This is a genomic window from Rhizobium sp. SRI_017, from assembly GCF_057586295.1.
In genome coordinates, this window is sequence record NZ_JBYCZP010000001.1 from 911,642 (window position 1) to 933,520 (window position 21,879).

Consider the following 21,879-nt stretch of genomic DNA (forward strand, 5'->3'; position numbering starts at 1 on the left):
CTTACTTCGACTGTGCTTCCATCGTGTCCAGGGCTTCGGCGAGACGCTTGTCTTCGCCGAAGTAGCGGGCACGGTCCCAGAAATGGGGCTTGCCGATGCCCGTCGACTTGTGCCGGCCAATGATCTTGCCATGGGCGTCCTCGCCCTCGATCTCGTAGCGCATCAGGTCCTGCGTCACGATGACGTCGCCTTCCATGCCGATCACCTCGGTGATGTGGGTGATGCGGCGGGAGCCGTCGCGCAGGCGCGCGGCCTGGACGATCACGTCGATCGAGCCGGAAACGATTTCGCGCACGGTTTTTGCGGGTAGCGTGAAGCCACCCATGGCGATCATCGACTCGATACGGCTCAGACACTCGCGCGGGCTGTTGGAGTGGATCGTGCCCATCGAACCGTCGTGGCCGGTGTTCATCGCCTGGAGCAGGTCGAAAACCTCGGGGCCGCGGACTTCGCCGACGATGATGCGTTCGGGACGCATGCGCAGGCAGTTCTTGACCAGTTCGCGCATGGTGATCTCGCCTTCGCCTTCGATATTCGGCGGGCGGGTTTCGAGGCGCACGACATGCGGCTGCTGCAATTGCAGTTCCGCCGAGTCCTCGCAGGTGATGATGCGCTCGGTCAGGTCGATGTAACGCGTCAGGCAGTTGAGCAGCGTGGTCTTGCCCGAGCCGGTACCGCCCGAGATGACGACGTTGCAGCGGACACGGCCGATGATCTGCAGCAGCGTCGCGCCCTCGGGCGTGATCGCACCGAAGCGGACGAGCTGGTCGAGGGTCAGCTTGTCCTTCTTGAACTTGCGGATGGTCAGCGCCGCGCCATCGATGGCGAGCGGGGGTGCGATGACGTTGACGCGCGAACCGTCGGGCAGGCGCGCGTCGCAGATCGGCGAGGACTCATCGACCCGGCGGCCGACCTGGCTGACGATGCGCTGGCAGATCGAGAGCAGCTGGCTGTTGTCGCGGAAGCGGACGTCGCTTTCCTCGATCTTGCCGCCCACTTCGATGAAGGTCTGGCCGGCGCCATTGACCATGATGTCGGAAATGTCGTCGCGAGCAAGCAGCGGCTCGAGCGGGCCGTAACCCAGAACGTCGTTGCAGATGTCCTCGAGCAGTTCCTCCTGCTCGGAGATCGACATCGCATAGTTCTTGATGGTGATGATGTCGTTGACGATGTCGCGGATTTCCTCGCGCGCGCTTTCGACATCGAGCTTGGCGAGTTGGGACAGGTCGATCGTGTCGATGAGCGCCGAGAAGACCTGGCTCTTGGTCGCGTAATAGTCCTCCGAGCGAGCCGTCCGGCGGCGCGGCTGGGGAGGAGGCGCGGCGGGGCGCGACGTCTGGCTGTCGCGCGCTGGCTCCTGCAGCACGGGCACGGGCGCGAGCGGCGGCGGCTGGATCATCGTGGGTTGCTGCTGAGGCGGCGGCGGGGCGGTTATCGTCCCCCCGGCTGGCCTCACAGGACCTTCATTTCCACGCTTTCCAAACATCGGTCGCTACCAATCCAAACTGAAATTCACTTACTTCTTGCCGAGGCGGCCAAGAATGCCGCCGAGACCACTCTTCTTCGGCTTCTTCACCGTGGCCCGACCCGTCACCACATGGGCGACCTGAGTCAGGATCTCTGATATCGGCGACTTCGAATCCATCTCACCGATCATGCGACCGGAATTGCCGGCCTGGCCGAAGAGCTGGATGTCGAAAGGGATGATGGCCATCGGCTCCGTCTCGAGCGTCTGGCAGAAGTCCGCGGGCGGGATTTCGGGCCGCTTCGGCATGCCGACCTGGTTGAGCAGGAGATGCGCGCCCTTGTCGTTGGGCCGCATCTTGCGCAGCTGGTCGAACAGGTTCTTGGCATTGCGGAGATTGGCAAGGTCGGGCGCCGCGACGAGGACAATGTCGTCGACATCAGCCATCAGCGACCGCGTCCATTCGTTCCAGGCATGCGGGACGTCGAGGATCGCGACCGGCGCTGTGCGCTGCAGGATCTCGACGATCGGTTGGAAGGCCATGCGGTCGAAATCATAGGCACGGTCGAGCAGCGAAGGCGCTGCGAGCAGGGACAAATGCTCGGAACATTTCGTTAGCAGCCGGTCGAGGAAGACGTCGTCGAGCCGTTCAGGCGCGAAGACGGCTTCTGCGATGCCCTGGGCAGGATCCTGGTCGAAGTCGATATTGGCGGTGCCGAAAGGCAGGTCGAGGTCGGCGAGGATGGTCTCTGACGAGAACAGCGTTGAGATGCCCCAGGCGACATTGTGCGCGATGGTCGACGCGCCGACGCCGCCCTTGGCGCCGATGAAGGCGATCGTGCGACCGAGCGGTTCCGCCTCCGGGTCGACGAAGATCGAGGAGATCGCGGCGATGATGTCGGCCAGCGAGACCGGCGCGACCATATATTCGGAAATGCCGTTGCGAATGAGGTCGCGATAGAGCGGGATGTCGTTGTAGCGGCCGATGATGACGACCTTGGTCGAGGGATCGCAGACCTCGGCGAGCGGCGCGAGTTCTTCCATCATCGCAGCGGCAAGCGCGCCGGTTTCGAGGAGGATGAGGTTCGGCGTCGGTGCCGAGGAAAACATGTTGGCGGCGGCCTGGGTAGACCCTTGCGTGATGCGGAAGCTGACCTTGGCCATGCGCCGGTCCTGCGCCAGCTTTTCCATGACAGTGAACATGCCTTCCGACTCGCAGAAGGCATGCACCGAAATGCGGGGCAGCGGGCGAAGATGGTCGAGATCGCCTGGCCGGATCTGGACCTCAGCCGCTGGCCCGTCTTCGCCTTTGTTGATGCCGTATTCGACTGCGCTCATGGTCATGTTGCTTTCGTTCCTGTTCCTGCCGGGCCTCGCCTTGGCTCTCGCGATCAACCGGCCGGATTGCCGTCCGTACGGTAGATCTTGATGACTTCGGCGCGCCGCTGCGCGTCGATCGGCGTCATGCCGCGCGGGCCAACAAGATCGGCTGGGTTGGCGATCTGGGCAGCGAGGTTCTGCTGCGAGGCGCAGCCGAAGTTCTCCCAGTTCGTATTGTCGCGGATCGTCGGACCGAAGAGATCGGTCGGCCACAGCCCGCAATCGCCGGTGATGGCGGTGACGGCGACGAAGTTCAGGCGAACCGGGGCGGAGGCGGACGCATCCGATGGATCGTAGCTCGTGAGCACGATGTGGTTGCTCTTGACGCCTGCTTCGATGAGGACCTTGCGGATCTCACCCTTCACGTTGTTTGCGGCACCCGCATTCGCCGACGAAACGGGTACGGCGATCGAGACCGTGCTCTTGGAGAGGGCGAGATAATCCTGCGCAAAGCCGCGCACGAGATCGCGTAGCGGCGTGGTCAGCTTGCGTTCGCCGGTGCCGATCGGGACGTCCAGACTATGCTGCACTTCGGCGAGCGTGATCGGGTGGGCAGTGCGGTAATCATTCGAACCCGGCACGGAGTTCGTCGTCACCCGGTCGGGGCGGGCCGCGCAGGAGGTGAGCAGGGCGGCGACTGAAATGGCAGTCGCAATCCCTAGGACGCGGAACGTGCTGTTGTGGCTGGTCATGGTCGCGTGCCTTCTCACTTATAGATGAAGCCGATGGTGCCGTTATAGGCGCCTGGCTGCTTTTCCTTGCGGCCGTAGATCTTGTTGACGCGGCCGAGGAAGAAGCCGGTCACGTCGTTCTCGGGATGGAAATTGTCATCCGGCCGGGCGAGCTTCGAACGCTCGACGGGCCTGACGAGATAGGGGGTGGCAATGATCACCAATTCCGTCTCGTTGCGCTGGAAATCGCGCGAGCGGAACAGCGCTCCGAGGATCGGCACGTTCATCAGGCCGGGCGTACCCGTCGTTGCCTGCCGGATATCGTCGCGTACGAGGCCGGCGATGACGATCGAACCACCCGAGGGAAGCTCCACGGTGGTCGACGCTTCGCGTTTGCGGAGGCCGAGCATGGTCGAGGCCGGGAAATCCACATCCTTCTTCTTGCCGAGGATCGGCCACATCGCACCGGCGGACGTCTGAGACCCTTCGAAAGTGGGCTCGGAGACATGCGTTTCGACCGCCAGCGAAATGCGGCCGGGAGAAAGGACGACCGGTTTGAAGTTCAGGCGGATGCCATATTCTACAGTCGAGAACTCGCGAGTCACGCCGCCGTCCTCGACATCCTGCCGGTCGAGCACACGGAATTCGCCGCCAACATAGAATTTGGCCTGTTCGCCGGAGATGGCGGTCAGGCTGGGTTCGGCGAGCGTGCGCATGACGCCTGCCTGTTCCATCGCATTGACGAAGGAGGTGATATCGAGGCCGCCGATCGTGCCGGTGGCGTTCGTCGAATTGATCCACTTTGTCGAGCCGCCGAGATTCGTCGGATACTGGAAGGAGATGTTGCCGTTGGCACCCGACACGGAGCTGTTGAAGCCGAGTTGCTTGACGACGCTGCGGCTGACTTCAGCAATGGTGACCTTCAGTGTCACCTGGTCCTCGGCTTCGATGGTCAGCATGTTGACGATTTGCGAGGACTGGCGCTCTTCGTTGAACATTGCGACTTCGGTATCGCCCGTCGTCGAATTCGAGGATGCGGTGGAGTTGCGCGTGGTCGCTTCACCGCCCTTGACGAAGATCTCGGCGAGCTTCTCGGCCTGCGAAGAATCCTGCGGCGTGCGCACCGTGCCGGACAGAACGATATTGTCCGAAATGATCTCGACCTTGATGTCCGATTCCGGAATGAACCGCTTCAGATTTGCCTCGAGGCCAGAGATGTCACGTTCGATTTCGAGATCGACGGAAACAAGCTCTTCGCCGCCGGGTCCAAAGATGAAGACATTGGTCTGGCCGACTTGCTTACCGAAGACATAGAGGCGGCGCGAGGTGCGCGTCACGGCGTCGGCGATATTTGGGTCAGCGACCAGGATATCGTGTGCATCGGTCGGCAGGTCGATGACGATCGCCTTGTTGAGACCAAGCTTGACCTTGCGGGTGATGCCGGGTCCGACCTGCGAAATCTTGATCATCGATTGGCCGGCCAGCGCGTCCGGCACAGTACCGACACCGAGGGTGAGACGGCCGTCGAGGCCGGGCACGCCGGCGATGGCGAGGGCGAGGCCGAGGGTTACCTTCAACGGCGCCATGAGGAACTTCGAACGCATGGTCATGTCTCTCTTGCTCCCGCCTACTGCGCCGGCTGCTGGCTGGCTGCGTCGTTCATCTTCTGGATGACGCCGGACTTGATAATCTGAATCGTGGCCTGATTGCCTTCGCCCGAGAGCAGGTGCTTGGCGACCAGCGCATCAGGCTCCTGCGCGTCGGCAACCGAGCGCAGCGCCAGGGTCAGCCGGTCGGCCATCTGCTGGGCGACGGCGATGACCTTGGCCTGTTCGGGCGTCAGCTCCAGCGTCGCGGTAGTGCCAACGACAGTCTTGCTCTCGTCTTTTTCCTGAACTTCCTGGTCGATGGCGAGGACGCGGATGTTGCTGAGGATCGTCTCGGTCTGATAGCCGCCCTCTTCGCCCTTCTTGACCATGATGACGTCGACCCGGTCATTGGGCAGGATGAAGCCGCCGGCCGAGGTCGAAACGGAGATTTCGGTGGCAACGGCGCGCTTGCCCGACGGCAGCAGCGACGACATGATCGCACCATTGGCGTCGGCGATCTTCTCGGCACGGATCGGCTCGCCTTCGAAGATCGGCATGCGAATGATCGCATCCTTGAGTTCGGTCAGAGCGTTCGGACGGGTTTGATCCGTGATGAAACCTTCCACGATACCGTTCTCGGGAAAGCCCTGCCAGCGCATGGATTCCTCGGTAAGGCGGGAGCCGACGGGCAGGTTGGCGCCCGCGACGAGCACGTTGATCACCGGCTCCTTCTTCACGACCGTTTCGGCCTCCATCTGCACGACCGTCTCGCGTCCGGTCAGATTCATGGCCAGATACGCTGCGGCGCCGGCTGCAAGCAGAGCGACGGAAAGGATGATGACTCGGGCGGGCTTCATGAGCGATCCCTGCGGATTGACTGATTTCAACGCGCAGAATGCTCAGCAATTGGTGTAATTATAGTTAACGGGATGCTTACGATTATAGTTAATCAGTCCTGAACGCTGATCAGAACTATCAGAAGGCCAGCGCCAATTTCACGATCGGCGACATTGGATAGGCCATGAGGGCCGCGGCGCCGATCGCGATGCCGTAGGGCACCTTCTTCTTGTGCAGCATCGTCTCGGGGATCGGGATGCCATAAGCAAGGATGAGATTATGCTGCGTGCGCATCATCAGGATGATGATGCTGAGGAATCCACCCAGGATGGAAACATAGGCTAGATAGTTGATCAGGCTGTCGTTAAAGCCGAACCAGATCGAGCTCGCCGTCAGGATCTTTGCATCACCGCCGCCCATGATGTTGAAGGCGAAGAGGACGAAGCAGGCGGCAAAAACGGCCCCTCCGGCACCGAAATGCATGAGAATGTCATGCAGGGAAAGGCCGGAGAAGGGCGCGATCAGGGCGAAGGAAGCGATCAGCACCACGGAGAGGCGGTTCGGAATTGTCATAGTGAGCAGGTCACTGCAAGCCGCCATGGCCAGGCAGAGCGGAAAGATCACCATAATAGCAGCCGGAATCATCACCATCTCCGTGCGGGGGCAATCCGGTCCAAACTGCTCCCTTTCTGAATTGACGGCTATCCAGGTCCAACTGTCACGAGTGTCCTGAAACAGCCTCTTGGCCGCTTCGATCATCGCATGTCGGGCTTAACGAATTGCGACCAGCAACAATTGCATCGGCTGGAGGCGACCGACGAAATCAAGTGACGTTGAGGTTGGTGGAGAGACCATTGAATTGGGTGTTGATCGAGTTGCCGAGAGTCGACGCTCCGGTGATCAGGGCCACGGCGATCAGAGCCGCGATGAGGCCGTACTCGATTGCAGTCGCGCCGGATTCGTCCTTCAGCATACGAGAGATCAGGGTAGCCATCGTTAACTCCTTGGTGCGAGGGCGGAACTCAGACAGCGCGAAAGTAGCAATATTTTCTTGATTAAGCTTTAAAGCGATAAGTTAACGGCACGAGAATTTCCGGCAATCGGGAGATCATTCCGATACAATTTCGGGAAACTGAAAACGATATTGTCGGCGCAAAAGAAAAGGCCCGCCTCTCGGCGGGCCTTTCGGGTATGAAACCGTCCGATATCAGCCGGTGTAGTTCAGCTTGGTGGACAGCGCGTTGAACTGCTTGTTCAGCGAGTTGCCGAGCGCGGTGGCACCGGTGATGAGAGCAACGGAAATCAGCGCGGCGATGAGGCCGTATTCGATTGCGGTCGCGCCGGACTCATCTTTCATAAAGCGTGCGAAAATCGCAGACATGATCGTCTCCTTGGTAACTTGACATCAGCACTTCCGCCAACTGTTCGCCGTTGGATCGGATGAGCACAATTTACAGAGGGGGTATTTCGCGCCGCTTAAGAAAGTCGGTAAACAGAGTGTAAATCCGGGGCAAAACTAGACTTGGTGAAGGATTTCCAAATCCGATTGATAATATTTTAGCGACAATCCGGCAAACCGGTGGAATAGACTATTCTTTTCTGCACATCTCTCCGCCAATGCGTGATGCGCATGAGAACAGATGGGCGCAATCCAATGCCCGTCTGGTATTACTATAGGATAATCCGCGTCGCCCGGTAAACATTTCCTTTGCAAGAGCAGGAGCCGATGGCCGTAATCGATCTGTCACAAAGGTAAACGCGCCCGCGACCTTAAGCCTTCATTCATCATTCTCCTCCACACTTCATTCAGCAAGACCATCTGGAACCAGCACCATGCCCATCCGGACTCCCATCTCCCTTACGCGCGCGGGTGCCATAGCTCTCGCGCTCCTCTTCACATGTGCGGCCAATGTCCGCGCAGACGATGAGGGTATGATGCGGGTATTCCTCAATCACGCGAAGGTGCTGAAGCTCGACCAGCCGGTCTCCAAGGTGATCGTCGGCAATGCCGATGTCGCCGATGCAACGGTGGCGGATTCGCGCACCATCGTTCTCACGGGCAAGGCATTCGGCACGACGAATATCGTTCTGCTCGACGCCGACGGCAATGCGCTGCTCGACGAACGCATCCTGGTTTCCATCGATGAGGCCAATACGGTGAGAATGTACCGTCAGGTCGAGCGCAGCGTGCTCTCCTGCACCCCGAGCTGCGAAGAGCATCAGGCACTGAACGGCAACAAGACCAACTGATGCCCTAACACCGGCTATTTCTTAAAGCCGCGTTGAAATAATGCTTAAAAAGCTCTGACCCCGGCAAACTGGCATTTAAAGCTTTGTCGATAGTGTGGCCTTTCACATCTGGTGAGCGGGCAACCCTATGGATTTGACGGACAGAACGAAGAAGCAGCGGCGATTTCGATCGCTTCTCCGTTTTGGCCGTGAGCGCGAGGGTGCGGCGGCGCTTGAATTTGCGATTCTCGCCGTACCCTTCATGCTCTTGATGTTCGCGACCTTCGAGACGTTCTTTGCCTTCGCCGGCGAACAACTGATGGCAAATGCCGTCGAGACCATGGCCCGCAAGATCCGCACCGGCGAGATTACTTTCGGCCAGGGCAAATCCACCGATGTGACGGAAGCCGAGTTCCGCCAGCTGTTCTGCGACGAGATTTCCATCATGCGGATGTGCTCGGAAACGGAAGCCAACAATCCGAGCAAGCTCTATCTCGACGTCCGGACCTTCTCGAGCTTCGCCGATATGCCGCGTGAGGTGCCAAAGGTCTCCACCGCGGACTATGCCGACCTCGATACGACCGACTTCGCCTTCTCTCCCGGAGGCGCCAACAGCAAGAACAGTTTTCGGGCCTATTATCGCTGGCAGATCTTGACCGACCTGATGCGGCCCTACATCACCAATATTCGCCCCGCCAATAAGCCGGTGCCCACCGACTTCCTGATCGTACAGACGGCAGCCTTCGAGAACGAGGACTACGAATGACTGAGGCTGTCGACGAACCGACGACGCAGCAGCTCGGACTTTTCACGAGGCTCCGTGCGCGTATCCAGCGCTTTGCCCAAGAGCGTTCCGGCGCCAGCGCCATCGAATTCGCCTTCCTCGCACCCATCCTGATCGCGATCTATATAAGCTCCTTCGAGATCACGGCTGGTTATTCAGTGTCGCAGAAGACCCTCAAGGCCGCCGGCTCCATCGCCGACATCGTGACCCGGCAGGACGCCGTCACCAAGGCCTTCCTCAGCGAGATGATCGATGCCGCGGAGTCGACGATCGCACCGAGCCCGGCGCTCGGTCTCACGCTCAAGATCACCGGCGTGACGATCGACAGTACCGGCAATGCCAAGGTCCTGTGGTCGTGGAACGAAAGCGGCGGAACGCCTTATACCAAGGGATCGGTGGTCACCGTGCCCGCCGACATGAAGCAACCGAGTTCCTTCCTCGTCCGGTCGGAACTTTCCGTGCAGCACACGATGCTGCTTTTCTTCGGCGGGCCGACGAGCCTCGAACCTTCGAGCCGCAGCATCACGATCCGCCGGGAATTCTTCTACCGTCAGCGTCTTGGCTCAGACGTGCCCTGCTCGGATTGCGGCTGATATTGCCAAATCCCCATTGCCGCGTTACCCCCATGCGAACGACTGGCCTCAAGCCGGGTAGCGGAGCATGGTATGGCGCGGGCATTTCTCTTCGTGCTGGATTCTTTCGGCATCGGCAGCGCGTCCGATGCGGCCGAATATGGCGACCTCGGCGCCAACACGCTTGGCCATATCGCGGAATTCTGCGCGGCGGGCGCGGGCGACCGCGTGGGCCTGCGCGAAGGGCCGCTCCAGCTTCCCAATCTGGCGATGCTCGGCCTGCTGCATGCCCATCACACCGCTTCGAAATACTGGCCCGCGGGCATGGAGCGGCCGAACAAGGTGATCGGCGCCTATGCCGCCGCCAATGAGATCTCGCGCGGCAAGGATACGCCGTCGGGCCACTGGGAGATCGCGGGCACGCCCGTCAGGTTCGATTGGGGCTATTTCCCAACCGAGGGCGACGCCTTCAGCGAGCAACTGGTCGCCGATATCTGCGCCGCCGGCCACCTGCCGGGCATTCTCGGCAACAAGCACGCCTCCGGCACGGATGTGATCGCCGAACTCGGCGAGGAACACATGCGGACCGGTATGCCGATCTGCTACACGTCCTCAGACTCGGTTTTCCAGATCGCCGCGCATGAAGTGACCTTCGGGCTGACTCGGCTGCTGGATCTCTGCCAGAAAGTGCGGATCATCCTCGATCCGCTCAATATCGGCCGCGTCATCGCACGACCCTTCCTCGGCAAGAACCGCGACACCTTCCATCGCACCGGCAACCGCCGCGACTTTTCGGTGCCGCCGCCGGAACCCACCCTGCTCGACCGTGTCGAGGCGTCTGGCAGCCAGGTGCATGCCGTGGGCAAGATCGGCGACATCTTTGCCCACAAGGGCGTCACGATCGAGAGCAAGGCGAGCGGCAATTCAGCCTTGTTCGACACCACACTGACGGCGATGGATCGCGCCCAGGATGGCGACCTTGTCTTCACCAATTTCGTCGATTTCGACCAGCTCTATGGCCACCGGCGCGACGTGCCCGGCTACGCTGCGGCGCTCGAGGCCTTCGACGCACGGCTTCCCGCCATCGCACGGAAGATGAGGCCTGACGACCTGGTGGTCCTGACCGCGGACCATGGTTGCGATCCGACCTGGCGCGGCACCGACCACACGCGCGAGCGCGTGCCGGTGCTCGCCTTCGGCCCGAATGTCCGGCCCGGCCCACATGGCGTGCTCGGCAGCTTCGCCGATATCGGCGAGACGGTCGCCAGGCATCTCGGCATTCCGGCAGGTCCGCACGGGCGGAGCTTTCTCTGACCGCGAGCTCGCTGCAGTGTGCTCCCCGGCTGGGGATGAGCCGTGCAATCGATGGCTCAATGCTTGCGAATAGCGGCCGGGCGTGAAAAGAGTTCTGACAATACACTTATCCTGGAAGGCATCCCCATGAACGGCGTCACGGTCATCGATCATCCGCTGGTGCAGCACAAGCTCACCATCATGCGCAAGAAGGAAACTTCAACTGCCGGGTTCCGGCGGCTCCTTCGCGAGATCTCGACGCTGCTCTGTTACGAAGTCACGCGCGACCTCGAACTGACCTATGAGGAGATCGAGACGCCGCTGCAGACGATGAAGGCGCCGATCCTCGAAGGCAAGAAGCTGGTCTTCGCCTCGATCCTGCGCGCCGGCAACGGCCTGCTCGAAGGCATGCTCGACCTGGTGCCGTCGGCCCGTGTGTCGCATATCGGCGTCTATCGCGACCACGAGACGCTGATGCCGGTCGAATACTATTTCAAAGCGCCCGACGACATCGACGAGCGCCTCGTCATCGTCGTCGATCCGATGCTGGCGACCGGCAACTCCTCGATCGCGGCGATCGACAAACTCAAGGAGCGGAACGCCAAGAACATCCGTTTCCTTTGCCTCCTCGCCGCACCCGAAGGCATTAAGAATTTCCACAGTGTCCATCCCGACGTGCCTGTTTATACGGCCTCGATCGACAGCCATCTCAACGAGAAGGGCTATATCGTCCCCGGCCTCGGCGATGCCGGCGACCGCATGTATGGCACGAAATAGGCCAGAGCATCGGCTCGCGACGAGACAGCGTTAACCTTCCGGTCAGTGTTCGACTTCGGAAAACCCCTGAAAATTACAGGGTTTACCATTTGCTTAGGAATTGGGCCTAGCGTTTTCGGGTAGTCTCAACCCGGAATATCGCCCATGGTCGGTCGCGCGCTCATCATCTGGTCATCGACTATCTTCGTCGCCGTCAACGTGCCGAGCATGGTCGGCTTCATGGACAAGGGCGGCAAACCCGCGGCCCAGTCGGACGTTGCAGCAAGCGTGGTCACGGCTTCGATGGAAGACGGCCGGTACTACGTGCTCAAGGCAAACGAAGGCGGGCATTTCGCCGGACGGTTCCGCATCAACGGCAAGCCGGTGGACTCAATGATCGATACCGGCGCGACTTTCGTCACCATGAGCGAGACGACGGCGCGCAGCCTCGGCTATGGCGGCAACGAACTCAGCTTCCGCTACGAGGTTTCGACCGCCAACGGCAAGGTGAAGGCGGCACGCATCAACCTGAAGACCATCGAGATTGGAACGGTCTCCGTCCGCAATGTTGATGCGATGGTGATCCGCGGCAAGGCTCTCGCTTTTCCGCTGATCGGCATGAGCTTCCTCAAGAAACTCTCCGGTTACCGCGCGGAGAATGACGAGCTCAAGCTGCTCAACTGACCGTTTCCAGTATAGCCGGCGCAGATTGCGGCGGCTCCTCTGCAAGCTTGACGCTTGCGAGGAATTCCGTGATCGCGCGTTCGGCGGCGGCCTCGTCCGCGGCATGAACCATGGCGACAGGATCGCCCCTCCCTACCTTCGTTCCGATCGGCTGGATGCCGCTGAAGCCGGTGCGATGATCGATCGTGTCGTCCGGCCGTATGCGGCCGCCGCCAAGACCGATCACGGCAAGGCCGATCTCACGTGTCGCATAGGCTGACACCCAGCCATCCGCCGGTGCCGGCACGTGGCGGATAACGGGGGCGGCAGGGAGATGGCTCTTCCACTCTGTCGCGAAGTCCGCCGGGCCGCCTAGCGCGTGGACCATGCGGCCGAAGCAATCGAGAGCGTCGCCGCTTTCCAAAGCATACCTCGCTTTTTCAGCGGCATTCTCAAGCGATTCGGCAATGCCCGCATTGACCAGCATATGCGCGGCGAAGGCCATGACGATCTCGTGAAGCCGCGTGCCGGACTTGCGGCCCTCCAGGAATTCCATGGCATTCACGATCTCGACCGCATTGCCGGCACAATCCGCAAGCGGCTGGTTCATGTCGGTGATGAGGGCGGAGGTTCGGACGCCGGCGCCATTGGCAACATCGACGATCGAGCGGGCGAGTGTACGGGCTTCCTCGATCGTTTGCATGAAGGCGCCGTTGCCGACCTTCACATCCATGATCAGCGAGCCAAGGCCGGCGGAGAGCTTCTTGGACAGGATCGAGGCGGTAATCAGAGGGACCGAGTCCACGGTCGCAGTGACATCGCGGATAGCATAAAGTCTCTTATCGGCCGGTGCGATCTCACCGGTCTGGCCAATGATGGCGCAGCCGACCTCCCGCACGATGTTGCGGAAGCGGTCCACGCTCGGCAGGATGTCGTAGCCGGGAATGGATTCAAGCTTGTCGAGCGTGCCGCCGGTATGACCGAGCCCCCTGCCCGAGATCATCGGCACGGCGGCACCGCAGGCGGCCACGATCGGCGCCAGCATCAGCGAGACATTGTCGCCGACACCGCCGGTCGAATGCTTGTCGGCCACCGGCCGATCAAGGTCCGGCCAGGCCATGACGTCGCCGGAATCGCGCATCGCCAGCGTCAGCGCCACCGTCTCGTCGCTGGTCATGCCGTTGAACCAGACGGCCATGGCGAAGGCGGCGATCTGGCCCTCCGACAGTTGGTCGTTGGCGAGTGCCGCAATGAAGGATGCGATGTCGCTGGCCGCCAGCGCCTTGCCGTCGCGCTTGGCCTTTATGATCTCCTGCGGGAGCATCGCTCAGCCCTTGTCGATCGTATCGGTCTGGAACGACAAGGGCAGCAGCTCGTCCATGGTCATGGTCTTCACAGCACCCGCCGCGTCATAGAGGTGGATCAGTGTCTTGGCATCGGCAAACTCGGCGATCTTCTGCCGGCAGCCGCCGCAGGGCGGGCAGTAGGCCATCTTCTCGGCGATGACGCCGATCTCGACGATCTTTTTCGCGCCGCCCATGACCATGGCGCCGATCGCCGTGCATTCGGCGCACCAGCCCTGCGGGAAGGCGAGGTTCTCGATATTGGCGCCCTTGTAGACCTTGCCGTCCTCGGCGAGGATCGCGGCCCCCACCGGGAACTTCGAGTAGGGCGCATAGCAGCGGGCCATTGCGTCGCGCGCGGCGTCAAACAGCATGTCGGTAACGGCCATGTCATCGCTCCTTCACGTAAGGCGTGCCCGACGCCTTGGGCGGGATCGCCTTGCCGATGAAGCCGGCAAGCAGAACCACCGTCAGCACATAGGGCAGCGCGGTCCAGACCTGCACCGGGATCGCGCCGATCAGCGGAATCGCCTTGCCCTGGAAGGCGATCGACAGCGAGTCGAGGAAGCCAAACAGCAGGCAGGTGAAGAGAATGTTCTTCGGCTTCCAGTTGGCGAAAACCAGCGCTGCGAGCGCGATGTAACCCTTGCCCGCCGACATGCCCTTGGTGAAGCCGGCGCTGACCGCCATCGACATGAAGGCGCCGGCGAGGCCGACAAAGACACCGCCCAGCAGCACTGCCATGTAGCGCAACCTGATGACCGAGATGCCGGCTGTATCGACCGCACCCGGGTTCTCGCCGACCGCGCGCAGGCGCAAGCCGAAGCGTGTGCGATAGAGCACCCACCAGGTGATCGGGATCAGCGCATAGGCTACATAGGTCAGCAAATGGTGACCCGACAGGATGCGCGAATAGATCACGCCGAGCACCGGCACACTGGCCAGCGCTTCGGCAAAGGGCAGCGTGATGGTTTCGAGCTTGGCGCCCGGTCCGAGCGACGGCGTGCGGCCGGCCATGTTGAACCAGGCCTGGCCGATGATGACGGTGGCGCCGAAGGCGATGAAATTGATCGCCGTGCCCGACACGATCTGGTCGCCACGCTGCGAGATCGAGGCATAGCCATGGACCGCGGAGAATGCGACGGCGCAGAGGATGGCGGCCACGAGACCGAGCGTGGCCGAGCCGGTGAAGGCCGCGGCGGAGGCTCCCGCGAAGGCGCCTGCCAGCAACTTGCCCTCGAGCCCGATATCGACGACGCCGGAACGTTCGGCATAGAGCCCGGCCAGTGCGGTGAGGATGAGCGGCACGGACGTGCGGATCGTGCCCTGGATGATCGAGACGTAAAGATCGATGTTGCCCATGGCTCAGGCTCCCGTCGCGCTGGTTGATGGCCCGCTTCGCGCTCGAGCGAAGGCGGCGACTACCCATGGCCGGAACAGATGCTCGAGCGCGCCGGCAAACAGGATGACGAGACCCTGGATGACGACGATCATGTCGCGCGATATGTTCGGCATCTCAAAGGCGATCTCGGCGCCACCCTGGTAGAGCATGCCGAAAAGAACGGAAGCGATGACGATGCCGATGGGATGCGAGCGGCCCATCAGCGCCACCGCGATGCCGACAAAGCCGGCGCCGGAGACGAATTCCTGCTGGATGCGATGCTGGTCGCCCATGATCGAATTGATCGCGAGAAGACCGGCAAGTCCGCCCGATATCAGCATTGTGATGATGACGATGCGCTTCTCGAAGATTCCGGCATAGCGGGCGGCACCCGGCGAAAAGCCCATGGTGCGGATCTCGTAGCCCAGCCGCGAGCGCCAGATCAGCACCCAGACCAGAAAGGCGGCAACCAGCGCCAGCAGGAAGGTGAGATTGAAGGGCGAGTTGCGGTTGTCGAGGCCGAACATCGCCAACAGCCAGTCGAGCTTGGGCACCTCGCCACCCGGGCCGAAGGTGCGCGATTGCGGCGCCATCGAACCGAGCGGCTTATAGACATTGTTCAACATCCACAGCATCAGCGCATAGGAGATGTAGTTGAACATGATCGTCGTGATCACGATGTGGCTGCCGCGATAGGCCTGCAGCCAGGCCGGGATCAGCGCCCAGAGCGCGCCGAAGAGCGCGCCGCCGATGATGGCGAGCACGAAGACCAGGTACCAGGGCAACGTGGCATCGAAGGTGAGTGCCGCGGCCGCGACGCCGATGCCGCCGACATAGGCCTGGCCCTCGACCCCGATATTGAACAGGCCGGCGTGAAACGCGACCGCGACCGCGAGGCCGGCGAAGATGAAGTTGGTGGCGTAATAGAGCGTGTAGCCGATGCCCTCGCCGGAACCGAAGGCCCCCGACACCATGAGATAGGCCGCCTTGAACGGATTCTCGCCGGCAAAGACCACGACCAATCCCGAGATCAGGAAGGCCACGATCAGATTGATCAGCGGGATGAGACCGTATTCCGCCCAGTTCGGCAGTTTCGCAAAGGGCGCGCTCATTCGGCTGCCTCCAGTTTCTGTTCGACGCCGGCCATCAGCAGGCCGATCTCGCCCTCGGGTGTTTCCGGCGAGCGTTCACCGACGATGCGGCCCGCGAACATGACGAGGATGCGGTCGGCGAGTGAGCGGATTTCGTCGAGTTCGACCGAGACCAGCAGGATCGCCTTGCCGGCGTCGCGCATTTCGATGATGCGGCGGTGGATGAACTCGATGGCACCGACATCGACGCCGCGTGTCGGCTGGCCGATGATCAGCACGATGGGGTCGCGTTCCATCTCGCGTGCGAGCACGATCTTCTGCTGGTTGCCGCCCGAGAAGTTCGCCGTCTTCAATCGCGGATTGGGCGGCCTGATATCATATTGCTCGATCTTGGCCTGGGCATCGGCGCGGATGGCATCGACGCTGAGCAGGCCGGCGCGGCCATATTTGGGATCGTCGTGATAGCCGAGGATGGAATTCTCGCTCTCCTCGAATTTCAGCACCAGACCCATATGGTGGCGGTCCTCGGGGACATGAGCGAGGCCGCGCTTGCGCAGGCCGGCGGGATCGCGATGGCCGGTGGCGTCCGTGTCCTGGCCATTGAGTTCGACGCTGCCGGACACTGCGCGGCGCATGCCCGAGATCGCCTCTAGCAATTCCGACTGGCCGTTGCCGGCGACGCCGGCGATGCCGACGATCTCGCCGGCCCGGACGTCGAAGGAAACATTGTCGACCATCGTCACGCCACGGCTATCCTTGACGGTGAGACCGCGCACGGAAAGCTTGACGCCCTCGGGCTTGGCCTCGCCCTTTTCGACGCGCAGCAGTACGCGGCGGCCGACCATCAGTTCCGCCAGTTCCTCAACCGAGGTCTTGGCGGTCTCGCGGGTGGCGACCATCTCGCCGCGGCGCATGACGGAGACTTCGTCGGTGATCGCCATGATCTCGCGCAGCTTGTGGGTGATAAGGATGACGGTCTTGCCCTGTTCCTTGAGCTGGCGAAGGATGCGGAACAGGTGATCGGCCTCGGCCGGGGTCAGCACGCCGGTCGGCTCGTCGAGGATCAGGATCTCGGCGCCGCGAAACAGCGCTTTAAGGATTTCCACGCGCTGCTGGATGCCGACGGGGAGCTCCTCGATGACCGCGTCCGGATCGACCTCCATCTCATATTCTTCTTCGAGGCGCTTCAACTCCTTGCGCGCCTTGGCGATGCCCTTGTTGAGGATCGGGCTGTCCTCGGCGCCGAGCATGACATTTTCCAGCACGGTGAAATTCTCGACCAGCATGAAATGCTGGTGGACCATGCCGATGCCTGACGCGATGGCGGCGCTCGGATCCTTGATGCTGGCGTGCTTGCCACCAATATGGATCTCGCCCTTGTCGGCCTGGTAGAAGCCGTAGAGGATCGACATCAGCGTCGATTTGCCAGCGCCGTTCTCGCCGATAATGCCGTGGATGGTGCCCTTCTTGACCTTGAGGTCGATGGCCTTGTTGGCATGGACAGGCCCGAAGCTCTTGTCGATGCCCTTGAGTTCGATGGCGAGTTCGCTCATGACGATCCAATCGCTGGCTGCGCTGCCCCCCATGGCTGCGCGCATGCAACAGATTTGAAGGTTCCGGACCACTTGTCCAGCACCTTTGACGAGAAAGACCGAGGATTGCACCGATGAATGCCGCGCCGGACAAGAACCGCGACGACCAGGAACAGCGCATCATGAAGCTGGAGGAGCTCGCCGCCCATCAGGCGCGGACGATCGATGAACTGTCGGCCGAACTGGCAAACCAGTGGACTCTTGTCAATCAGCTGCAGAAGAAGCTCGATCGTCTGGCCGAGCGATTCTCGACGCTTGAAGAGGCAAGCCTGGAAGCCCCGGCCATTACCCGACCGCCGCATTACTGACGGCAGACGAGCACTGCCCTACCCCATCCCCGGATACAGAACGCCCGCGCAACCCGGAAGGGCAACGCGGGCTTTCGTTTCCGTCAGTCTCAGTAGGGGCACTTCTCGTCGGACATGTAGTCGTGGACCTGCAAGGTCCCCGAGATGATGTCGGCCTTGGCCTTGTCGACGGCCGCCAGCATTTCCGGATTGACAAGCGCCTTGTTGTTGTCATCGAGCGCAACGCCGACGCCGTCTTCCTTGACGCCGAGATTCTGGATGTCGGCGACGAACTTGTCGTTCTTGGCATCCATGAAGGACGAATAGACGGCGACATCGACGCGCTTGAGCATCGAGGTCAGCACCTTGCCCGGCTGCAGGCCGTTCTGGTTGGAGTCGACGCCGATACCGAGCTTGTTGGCTTCGGCCGCGGCCTGAAGCACGCCGACACCGGTGCCGCCGGCAGCGTGATAGACGACGTCAGCGCCCTGAGCGATCTGCGACTTGGTGATCTCGCCACCCTTAACCGGATCGTTCCATGCAGTGTAGTCGGTGCCGGTATAAGCCTGGAAGACCTCCGCATCGGCCTTGACCGACTTGACGCCACCGACAAAGCCACAGGCGAACTTGTGGATCAGCGGGATGTCCATGCCGCCGACGAAGCCGACCTTGTTGGACTTGGCAGCCATCGCAGCCATGATGCCGGCGAGATAGGAGCCTTCCTGTTCCTTGAAGACGATCGACTTCACATTGGGCTTGCCGGCCACGACCATGTCGATGATCGAGAACTTGGTGTCGGGATATTCAGCAGCCACCTTTTCGAGGGCTGCCGCCCAGGAGAAACCCGCCACGACGATCGGGTTGTTGCCGTCGCCGGCGAACTTGCGGAGCGCCTGCTCGCGCTGGGCGTCGTTGGCGATTTCGAATTCGCGATATTCGATGCCGGTCTCGGCCTTGAACTTCTCGGCGCCGTTGAAGGCCGCCTCGTTGAACGACTTGTCGAACTTGCCGCCCAGGTCATAGATGAGTGCGGGCTTCACATCGGCGGCGAGCGCCGAGGCCGCCATGGATGCGGTCGCCATGAGTGTCAGAAGAATCTTTTTCATTGTTCAGCCCTGTTTTTTGCCAACACGTTCTTTGGTTCAGCCCGGGCACGCGTCGCCAAAAGCGTAAGCGCGCCACGCGGCTGCCGACCGGCCTCATAACCTCCCGAGACCCGGCTGGGCGGCATCCTTGCATGGCGGAAGAAAAAATTCACCAAAAATTTTTCAAATGGTAAAAATAGCAGATCACGAACAGGAAATGACGTGAAATCAATGATTTGCGAGGCTCAAGCGGCGAAGCGCCCGGCCAGGGGTTCGCGCTTGAAAGCCAGTACCCAGAACAGGAAGGAGAGGAAGAGGAAGACGGCGAAAGCGGGCTGCAACAACAGCCATTCGGCGATCCCGTTCCACACGAAGGGCGGCAGGTGGGTGAGCACGTAGCTTTCAGCGGCCGCAAGGATATCGGGATTGACGCTGAAGATCGCCGCGCCGAAGGGCATGATGACCACGGCTTCGCTCGCAACGGACTGGATCGAGTCGATGATGCCGGCCATCACGGCAGCGACAAGGAACAACAAGCTCAGAAAACGCAACAGGAAACGCATCACCAACTCCCGACACCGGCCTCCGGCTCAAGTGCGCTCAGGGATCACATAATTAAGTGAAATAACGGTTTCAATGTTTCCCGATGACGACAGTGTGACGAAGTGCCGAAAAAAGCGCCGCGGAGGGTTGCTATAGGGGAAAACCTCGGTGTATATCCGCGCCCGGAAGCCCGGACGGGTGGTCAAATCGAGGACCACCGATATCGCCCGCTTCATTAGGACAGGTGGCCGAGTGGTTGAAGGCGCACGCCTGGAAAGTGTGTGTACGTGAAAGCGTACCGCGGGTTCGAATCCCGCTCTGTCCGCCATATCTTTTTCTCAACTGAATTAGTCGCGACATTTTCTGGTTTGCAGTGAGCCAGGATTTCGGCTCAGTCGCCCTCACTCCACGAACCCGACCATCGGCCCAAACCCGCCGTGTCCGGACCAGTCCTCCCGGCTCATGGACGGCACGTAGATCCCCGCCCCTCGGCCCCCGTCGAGAAACAGCGCATCCCGGCATTTCAGTTCGTCGCGGAAGAGTCGGGCGAAATCGTGGAAGTTCACGGGGGCGTCGCTGATTGCGAATCGGAGCGTGTCGGCTTCGCAGATGCCGACGCCGCTTCTGAGTTTTCGGTCAGTTGATCCGGGGATGAAGATCGGGTTCGTCTTGCCGGCAATGACCAGCATCGGGCCGGACTGGGTCGCGAAGCGCAGTTTTTCCTTGCGTTTCAGATAGATCTCCGTCGGCAGTATCCCGGCACCTGACTCATCCAGGAAGAACACGCCGTTCGGCTTCTTGTAGAAGTTCGGGACGGGGTTGGTCGAGGGCTTCGGCTCAAAGGTATTGGCGGGATGCAATTGCTCGCCGTCCTCGACATAGAGTCCCATCGGCGAGAAATCATCGGTGTACATTCCGGCGTTCATCGCGAATGTCAGCGATTTTCCTTCGTCGGCAACGGCTTTGGCTACGCTCGCGAATGTGCGGTAGGGCTGACCGTCAGCGTTCTTCCAGAACAGGCGTGGGCGCGCGGTTTTCATGTCGATGGCACAGACGACATAGTCCACCGCCTCGAAGGTCTGCTCTGCGCAGGAGAGGGGACTCTCGGACTCGGCCGACGATGCCGCGCCGCACAACGCGATCGCAACGGCAGCTATGAAGGTCCTCAACGAGCCCGGCATCGAAATTGGCTCCCGTTCAATCCCCAGTCGCTATAAGCGCGAAATAACCGCATTGTGGTGATCGGCCGGGCGCCATGCAAGACGTTCGGGTCGCAACGGACCGGAAATCAGGCCATCTCGGATTGAGCCTGGAGTTCCAACTGAACCGCAGCCTGGAACTCGAGAACCTGCTGCCGCATCTCTCCGGCGGAGACGCCCATGGCAGTCAGTTGGGCCGCCATCGAGCGCATCAGGGATCGCCATGCCTCGTTGGCGGCTTCGCCATGCGTCTGGTTCAGCATATTGACGGCATGCAACACTTCCGCACGGCGCCGGGCGGATGGAAACGCGATAACTTCACTCGACACTGCTGGGCTCCGAAGCTACTCATCTCGCCGGACCGTAAGGGCAACGTGGTTAATGAACCGCTACGGCCCAAGCTGCCGCATGAATTCCGGCCTCGCGCCGAGAGGCCGCCAGGGCGCGCCGCCGAGATCGACGCGCGTTACAAATGCGACAACGCACTGAATCCGGCGATGCTAGGCATGGTTTCAAGAACGGGATTTGCAAGAGGATGAAGCCATGCGGACCGCGACGCGCATAGCGCTGGTGCTGACGGGAACGGCCATGGTGATCGGCGTCTTCGCGACCCCAAGCGCCCATGCCGACCGGAGCAGGATCGGGGTCAACGGGATCAATGCTCTGACCGCGCAGCAGCGCGCCCGGCCGCCAGCGCAGCTTGGCCGTATTGACTATGTCCTGGCCACAAAAGTCGTGAGCGTAGCGACGGCCATAGTCCATCTGTCCTCTGCGCCGACAGTCGCAAATTTCGACCGTGGCGACGGATGGATCGAGAGCGAGTTTGTCGCCGCGACCAAGTCGGCCAGGATCGCGGATAAATCGACCACGAAACCCACCGATTGCGAGCGCGACACTTTCGCTGACCAGCAGCGCAATGCCTCGGATGGAGGCCGCAGCGCTATGGCAAGGTCCGCCGAGCATGCTTCATGCCTGTCGGACAAGTCGCCCAAGCGCCGCACGCGTCAGGTCGTCATTGCCGACATGGCTTCGCTACAGGTTCGGAAGCCGGAGGCTGCGCCCGTCGTCTTCAAGTTTGAGGCAGTCATCAAGATCGATCTTGCCGGATTGACCTGGTGA

At 61.3% G+C, this 21,879-nt stretch carries 25 protein-coding genes and 1 tRNA gene; 9 read left to right on the forward strand and 17 right to left on the reverse strand.

Going from position 1 to position 21,879, the window contains the following annotated elements:
• Window position 1: 1 nt before the first annotated feature.
• The 8 genes from AC2YI2_RS04625 to AC2YI2_RS04660 all read right to left on the reverse strand — a co-directional run bounded on the left by AC2YI2_RS04625 (window position 2) and on the right by AC2YI2_RS04660 (window position 7,323).
• Window positions 2–1,486: a TadA family conjugal transfer-associated ATPase gene (locus AC2YI2_RS04625; protein ID WP_487385238.1), complete on the reverse strand. Its 1,485-nt coding sequence runs from the start codon at window positions 1,484–1,486 to the stop codon at window positions 2–4.
• A gap of 30 nt (window positions 1,487–1,516) precedes the next feature.
• Entirely contained in the window at window positions 1,517–2,803 is a 1,287-nt protein-coding gene (locus AC2YI2_RS04630; protein WP_487385296.1) for a CpaE/TadZ family protein, read from the reverse strand.
• A gap of 53 nt (window positions 2,804–2,856) precedes the next feature.
• Window positions 2,857–3,537, reverse strand: a complete 681-nt coding sequence (locus AC2YI2_RS04635; protein ID WP_487385239.1) for a CpaD family pilus assembly protein — start codon at window positions 3,535–3,537, stop codon at window positions 2,857–2,859.
• 14 nt (window positions 3,538–3,551) lie between these two features.
• Window positions 3,552–5,126 (reverse strand): type II and III secretion system protein family protein, encoded by a 1,575-nt coding sequence (locus AC2YI2_RS04640; protein WP_487385240.1) that lies wholly within the window; start codon window positions 5,124–5,126, stop codon window positions 3,552–3,554.
• Window positions 5,127–5,143: 17 nt separating this feature from the next.
• On the reverse strand, window positions 5,144–5,962 hold the full coding sequence (cpaB, locus tag AC2YI2_RS04645; protein ID WP_487385241.1) for a Flp pilus assembly protein CpaB: 819 nt from the start codon (window positions 5,960–5,962) through the stop codon (window positions 5,144–5,146).
• 118 nt (window positions 5,963–6,080) lie between these two features.
• Window positions 6,081–6,587, reverse strand: a complete 507-nt coding sequence (locus tag AC2YI2_RS04650) for an A24 family peptidase (protein ID WP_487385242.1) — start codon at window positions 6,585–6,587, stop codon at window positions 6,081–6,083.
• 178 nt (window positions 6,588–6,765) lie between these two features.
• The gene (locus tag AC2YI2_RS04655) at window positions 6,766–6,936 is read right to left on the reverse strand and encodes a Flp family type IVb pilin (RefSeq protein ID WP_487385243.1); all 171 of its coding nucleotides are present in this window, start codon (window positions 6,934–6,936) and stop codon (window positions 6,766–6,768) included.
• Window positions 6,937–7,149: 213 nt separating this feature from the next.
• A complete protein-coding gene (locus AC2YI2_RS04660; protein ID WP_487385244.1) occupies window positions 7,150–7,323 on the reverse strand; it encodes a Flp family type IVb pilin in 174 nt (57 codons plus the stop codon).
• 452 nt (window positions 7,324–7,775) lie between these two features.
• On the opposite strand from AC2YI2_RS04660, the gene AC2YI2_RS04665 reads away from it, so the two are divergent.
• The 6 genes from AC2YI2_RS04665 (at window position 7,776) to AC2YI2_RS04690 (ending at window position 12,260) form a co-directional block, all read left to right on the forward strand.
• Window positions 7,776–8,192 (forward strand): pilus assembly protein N-terminal domain-containing protein, encoded by a 417-nt coding sequence (locus tag AC2YI2_RS04665; RefSeq protein ID WP_487385245.1) that lies wholly within the window; start codon window positions 7,776–7,778, stop codon window positions 8,190–8,192.
• 127 nt (window positions 8,193–8,319) lie between these two features.
• The gene (locus AC2YI2_RS04670; protein WP_487385246.1) at window positions 8,320–8,937 is read left to right on the forward strand and encodes a TadE/TadG family type IV pilus assembly protein; all 618 of its coding nucleotides are present in this window, start codon (window positions 8,320–8,322) and stop codon (window positions 8,935–8,937) included.
• Window positions 8,934–9,548 carry a TadE/TadG family type IV pilus assembly protein gene (locus AC2YI2_RS04675; RefSeq protein ID WP_487385247.1) on the forward strand — a complete coding sequence of 205 codons (615 nt, stop codon included), beginning with the start codon at window positions 8,934–8,936 and terminating at the stop codon, window positions 9,546–9,548. The genes AC2YI2_RS04670 and AC2YI2_RS04675 overlap by 4 nt, the downstream gene beginning before the upstream one ends.
• Before the next feature lie 72 nt (window positions 9,549–9,620).
• The gene (locus AC2YI2_RS04680) at window positions 9,621–10,841 is read left to right on the forward strand and encodes a phosphopentomutase (RefSeq protein WP_487385248.1); all 1,221 of its coding nucleotides are present in this window, start codon (window positions 9,621–9,623) and stop codon (window positions 10,839–10,841) included.
• A 126-nt stretch (window positions 10,842–10,967) separates the two neighbouring features.
• On the forward strand, window positions 10,968–11,597 hold the full coding sequence (gene upp, locus AC2YI2_RS04685) for a uracil phosphoribosyltransferase (RefSeq protein ID WP_487385249.1): 630 nt from the start codon (window positions 10,968–10,970) through the stop codon (window positions 11,595–11,597).
• A 144-nt stretch (window positions 11,598–11,741) separates the two neighbouring features.
• Window positions 11,742–12,260, forward strand: a complete 519-nt coding sequence (locus AC2YI2_RS04690; protein ID WP_487385250.1) for a TIGR02281 family clan AA aspartic protease — start codon at window positions 11,742–11,744, stop codon at window positions 12,258–12,260.
• Here AC2YI2_RS04690 and deoA read toward each other — a convergent pair.
• From deoA to AC2YI2_RS04715, 5 genes are read right to left on the reverse strand one after another with little or no spacing between them, the layout of a single operon-like run.
• Complete coding sequence (gene deoA / locus AC2YI2_RS04695; RefSeq protein ID WP_487385251.1) at window positions 12,253–13,563, reverse strand: thymidine phosphorylase; 1,311 nt, start codon at window positions 13,561–13,563, stop codon at window positions 12,253–12,255. The two genes, AC2YI2_RS04690 and deoA, sit on opposite strands and share 8 nt — an antisense overlap.
• Window positions 13,564–13,566: 3 nt before the next feature.
• A complete protein-coding gene (locus tag AC2YI2_RS04700) occupies window positions 13,567–13,971 on the reverse strand; it encodes a cytidine deaminase (RefSeq protein ID WP_487385252.1) in 405 nt (134 codons plus the stop codon).
• A 1-nt stretch (window position 13,972) separates the two neighbouring features.
• A complete protein-coding gene (locus AC2YI2_RS04705; RefSeq protein WP_487385253.1) occupies window positions 13,973–14,944 on the reverse strand; it encodes an ABC transporter permease in 972 nt (323 codons plus the stop codon).
• A 3-nt stretch (window positions 14,945–14,947) separates the two neighbouring features.
• Complete coding sequence (locus tag AC2YI2_RS04710; protein WP_487385254.1) at window positions 14,948–16,075, reverse strand: ABC transporter permease; 1,128 nt, start codon at window positions 16,073–16,075, stop codon at window positions 14,948–14,950.
• Window positions 16,072–17,607, reverse strand: a complete 1,536-nt coding sequence (locus AC2YI2_RS04715; protein ID WP_487385297.1) for an ABC transporter ATP-binding protein — start codon at window positions 17,605–17,607, stop codon at window positions 16,072–16,074. Before AC2YI2_RS04715 ends, AC2YI2_RS04710 begins: the two co-directional genes overlap by 4 nt.
• A 113-nt stretch (window positions 17,608–17,720) precedes the next feature.
• Here AC2YI2_RS04715 and AC2YI2_RS04720 point away from each other — a divergent pair, with 113 nt between their 5' ends.
• The gene (locus tag AC2YI2_RS04720) at window positions 17,721–17,954 is read left to right on the forward strand and encodes a SlyX family protein (RefSeq protein WP_487385255.1); all 234 of its coding nucleotides are present in this window, start codon (window positions 17,721–17,723) and stop codon (window positions 17,952–17,954) included.
• Window positions 17,955–18,043: 89 nt separating this feature from the next.
• On the opposite strand, the gene AC2YI2_RS04725 is transcribed toward AC2YI2_RS04720, so the two are convergent.
• Both AC2YI2_RS04725 and AC2YI2_RS04730 read right to left on the reverse strand, forming a co-directional pair.
• Complete coding sequence (locus AC2YI2_RS04725) at window positions 18,044–19,039, reverse strand: BMP family lipoprotein (protein ID WP_487385256.1); 996 nt, start codon at window positions 19,037–19,039, stop codon at window positions 18,044–18,046.
• Between the two features lie 224 nt (window positions 19,040–19,263).
• Window positions 19,264–19,581, reverse strand: a complete 318-nt coding sequence (locus AC2YI2_RS04730) for a hypothetical protein (protein ID WP_487385257.1) — start codon at window positions 19,579–19,581, stop codon at window positions 19,264–19,266.
• A 218-nt stretch (window positions 19,582–19,799) separates the two neighbouring features.
• Here AC2YI2_RS04730 and AC2YI2_RS04735 point away from each other — a divergent pair.
• A tRNA-Ser gene (locus AC2YI2_RS04735) sits at window positions 19,800–19,889 on the forward strand.
• A 73-nt stretch (window positions 19,890–19,962) separates the two neighbouring features.
• Here AC2YI2_RS04735 and AC2YI2_RS04740 read toward each other — a convergent pair.
• Window positions 19,963–20,742, reverse strand: a complete 780-nt coding sequence (locus tag AC2YI2_RS04740; protein ID WP_487385258.1) for a phosphodiester glycosidase family protein — start codon at window positions 20,740–20,742, stop codon at window positions 19,963–19,965.
• Window positions 20,743–20,849: 107 nt separating this feature from the next.
• On the reverse strand, window positions 20,850–21,089 hold the full coding sequence (locus AC2YI2_RS04745) for a DUF6074 family protein (RefSeq protein ID WP_487385259.1): 240 nt from the start codon (window positions 21,087–21,089) through the stop codon (window positions 20,850–20,852).
• Window positions 21,090–21,303: 214 nt separating this feature from the next.
• Here AC2YI2_RS04745 and AC2YI2_RS04750 point away from each other — a divergent pair, with 214 nt between their 5' ends.
• Window positions 21,304–21,879 (forward strand): hypothetical protein, encoded by a 576-nt coding sequence (locus AC2YI2_RS04750; RefSeq protein WP_487385260.1) that lies wholly within the window; start codon window positions 21,304–21,306, stop codon window positions 21,877–21,879.

Bases quoted from the DNA above. Each gene is read 5' to 3' on its own strand.
- AC2YI2_RS04625 (WP_487385238.1), bottom strand. From the start codon at position 1,486: ATGTTTGGAAAGCGTGGAAATGAAGGTCCTGTGAGGCCAGCCGGGGGG.
- AC2YI2_RS04630 (WP_487385296.1), bottom strand. From the start codon at position 2,803: ATGAGCGCAGTCGAATACGGCATCAACAAAGGCGAAGACGGGCCAGCG.
- AC2YI2_RS04635 (WP_487385239.1), bottom strand. From the start codon at position 3,537: ATGACCAGCCACAACAGCACGTTCCGCGTCCTAGGGATTGCGACTGCC.
- AC2YI2_RS04640 (WP_487385240.1), bottom strand. From the start codon at position 5,126: ATGACCATGCGTTCGAAGTTCCTCATGGCGCCGTTGAAGGTAACCCTC.
- cpaB (WP_487385241.1), bottom strand. From the start codon at position 5,962: ATGAAGCCCGCCCGAGTCATCATCCTTTCCGTCGCTCTGCTTGCAGCC.
- AC2YI2_RS04650 (WP_487385242.1), bottom strand. From the start codon at position 6,587: ATGATTCCGGCTGCTATTATGGTGATCTTTCCGCTCTGCCTGGCCATG.
- AC2YI2_RS04655 (WP_487385243.1), bottom strand. From the start codon at position 6,936: ATGGCTACCCTGATCTCTCGTATGCTGAAGGACGAATCCGGCGCGACT.
- AC2YI2_RS04660 (WP_487385244.1), bottom strand. From the start codon at position 7,323: ATGTCTGCGATTTTCGCACGCTTTATGAAAGATGAGTCCGGCGCGACC.
- AC2YI2_RS04665 (WP_487385245.1), top strand. From the start codon at position 7,776: ATGCCCATCCGGACTCCCATCTCCCTTACGCGCGCGGGTGCCATAGCT.
- AC2YI2_RS04670 (WP_487385246.1), top strand. From the start codon at position 8,320: ATGGATTTGACGGACAGAACGAAGAAGCAGCGGCGATTTCGATCGCTT.
- AC2YI2_RS04675 (WP_487385247.1), top strand. From the start codon at position 8,934: ATGACTGAGGCTGTCGACGAACCGACGACGCAGCAGCTCGGACTTTTC.
- AC2YI2_RS04680 (WP_487385248.1), top strand. From the start codon at position 9,621: ATGGCGCGGGCATTTCTCTTCGTGCTGGATTCTTTCGGCATCGGCAGC.
- upp (WP_487385249.1), top strand. From the start codon at position 10,968: ATGAACGGCGTCACGGTCATCGATCATCCGCTGGTGCAGCACAAGCTC.
- AC2YI2_RS04690 (WP_487385250.1), top strand. From the start codon at position 11,742: ATGGTCGGTCGCGCGCTCATCATCTGGTCATCGACTATCTTCGTCGCC.
- deoA (WP_487385251.1), bottom strand. From the start codon at position 13,563: ATGCTCCCGCAGGAGATCATAAAGGCCAAGCGCGACGGCAAGGCGCTG.
- AC2YI2_RS04700 (WP_487385252.1), bottom strand. From the start codon at position 13,971: ATGGCCGTTACCGACATGCTGTTTGACGCCGCGCGCGACGCAATGGCC.
- AC2YI2_RS04705 (WP_487385253.1), bottom strand. From the start codon at position 14,944: ATGGGCAACATCGATCTTTACGTCTCGATCATCCAGGGCACGATCCGC.
- AC2YI2_RS04710 (WP_487385254.1), bottom strand. From the start codon at position 16,075: ATGAGCGCGCCCTTTGCGAAACTGCCGAACTGGGCGGAATACGGTCTC.
- AC2YI2_RS04715 (WP_487385297.1), bottom strand. From the start codon at position 17,607: ATGAGCGAACTCGCCATCGAACTCAAGGGCATCGACAAGAGCTTCGGG.
- AC2YI2_RS04720 (WP_487385255.1), top strand. From the start codon at position 17,721: ATGAATGCCGCGCCGGACAAGAACCGCGACGACCAGGAACAGCGCATC.
- AC2YI2_RS04725 (WP_487385256.1), bottom strand. From the start codon at position 19,039: ATGAAAAAGATTCTTCTGACACTCATGGCGACCGCATCCATGGCGGCC.
- AC2YI2_RS04730 (WP_487385257.1), bottom strand. From the start codon at position 19,581: ATGCGTTTCCTGTTGCGTTTTCTGAGCTTGTTGTTCCTTGTCGCTGCC.
- AC2YI2_RS04740 (WP_487385258.1), bottom strand. From the start codon at position 20,742: ATGCCGGGCTCGTTGAGGACCTTCATAGCTGCCGTTGCGATCGCGTTG.
- AC2YI2_RS04750 (WP_487385260.1), top strand. From the start codon at position 21,304: ATGCGGACCGCGACGCGCATAGCGCTGGTGCTGACGGGAACGGCCATG.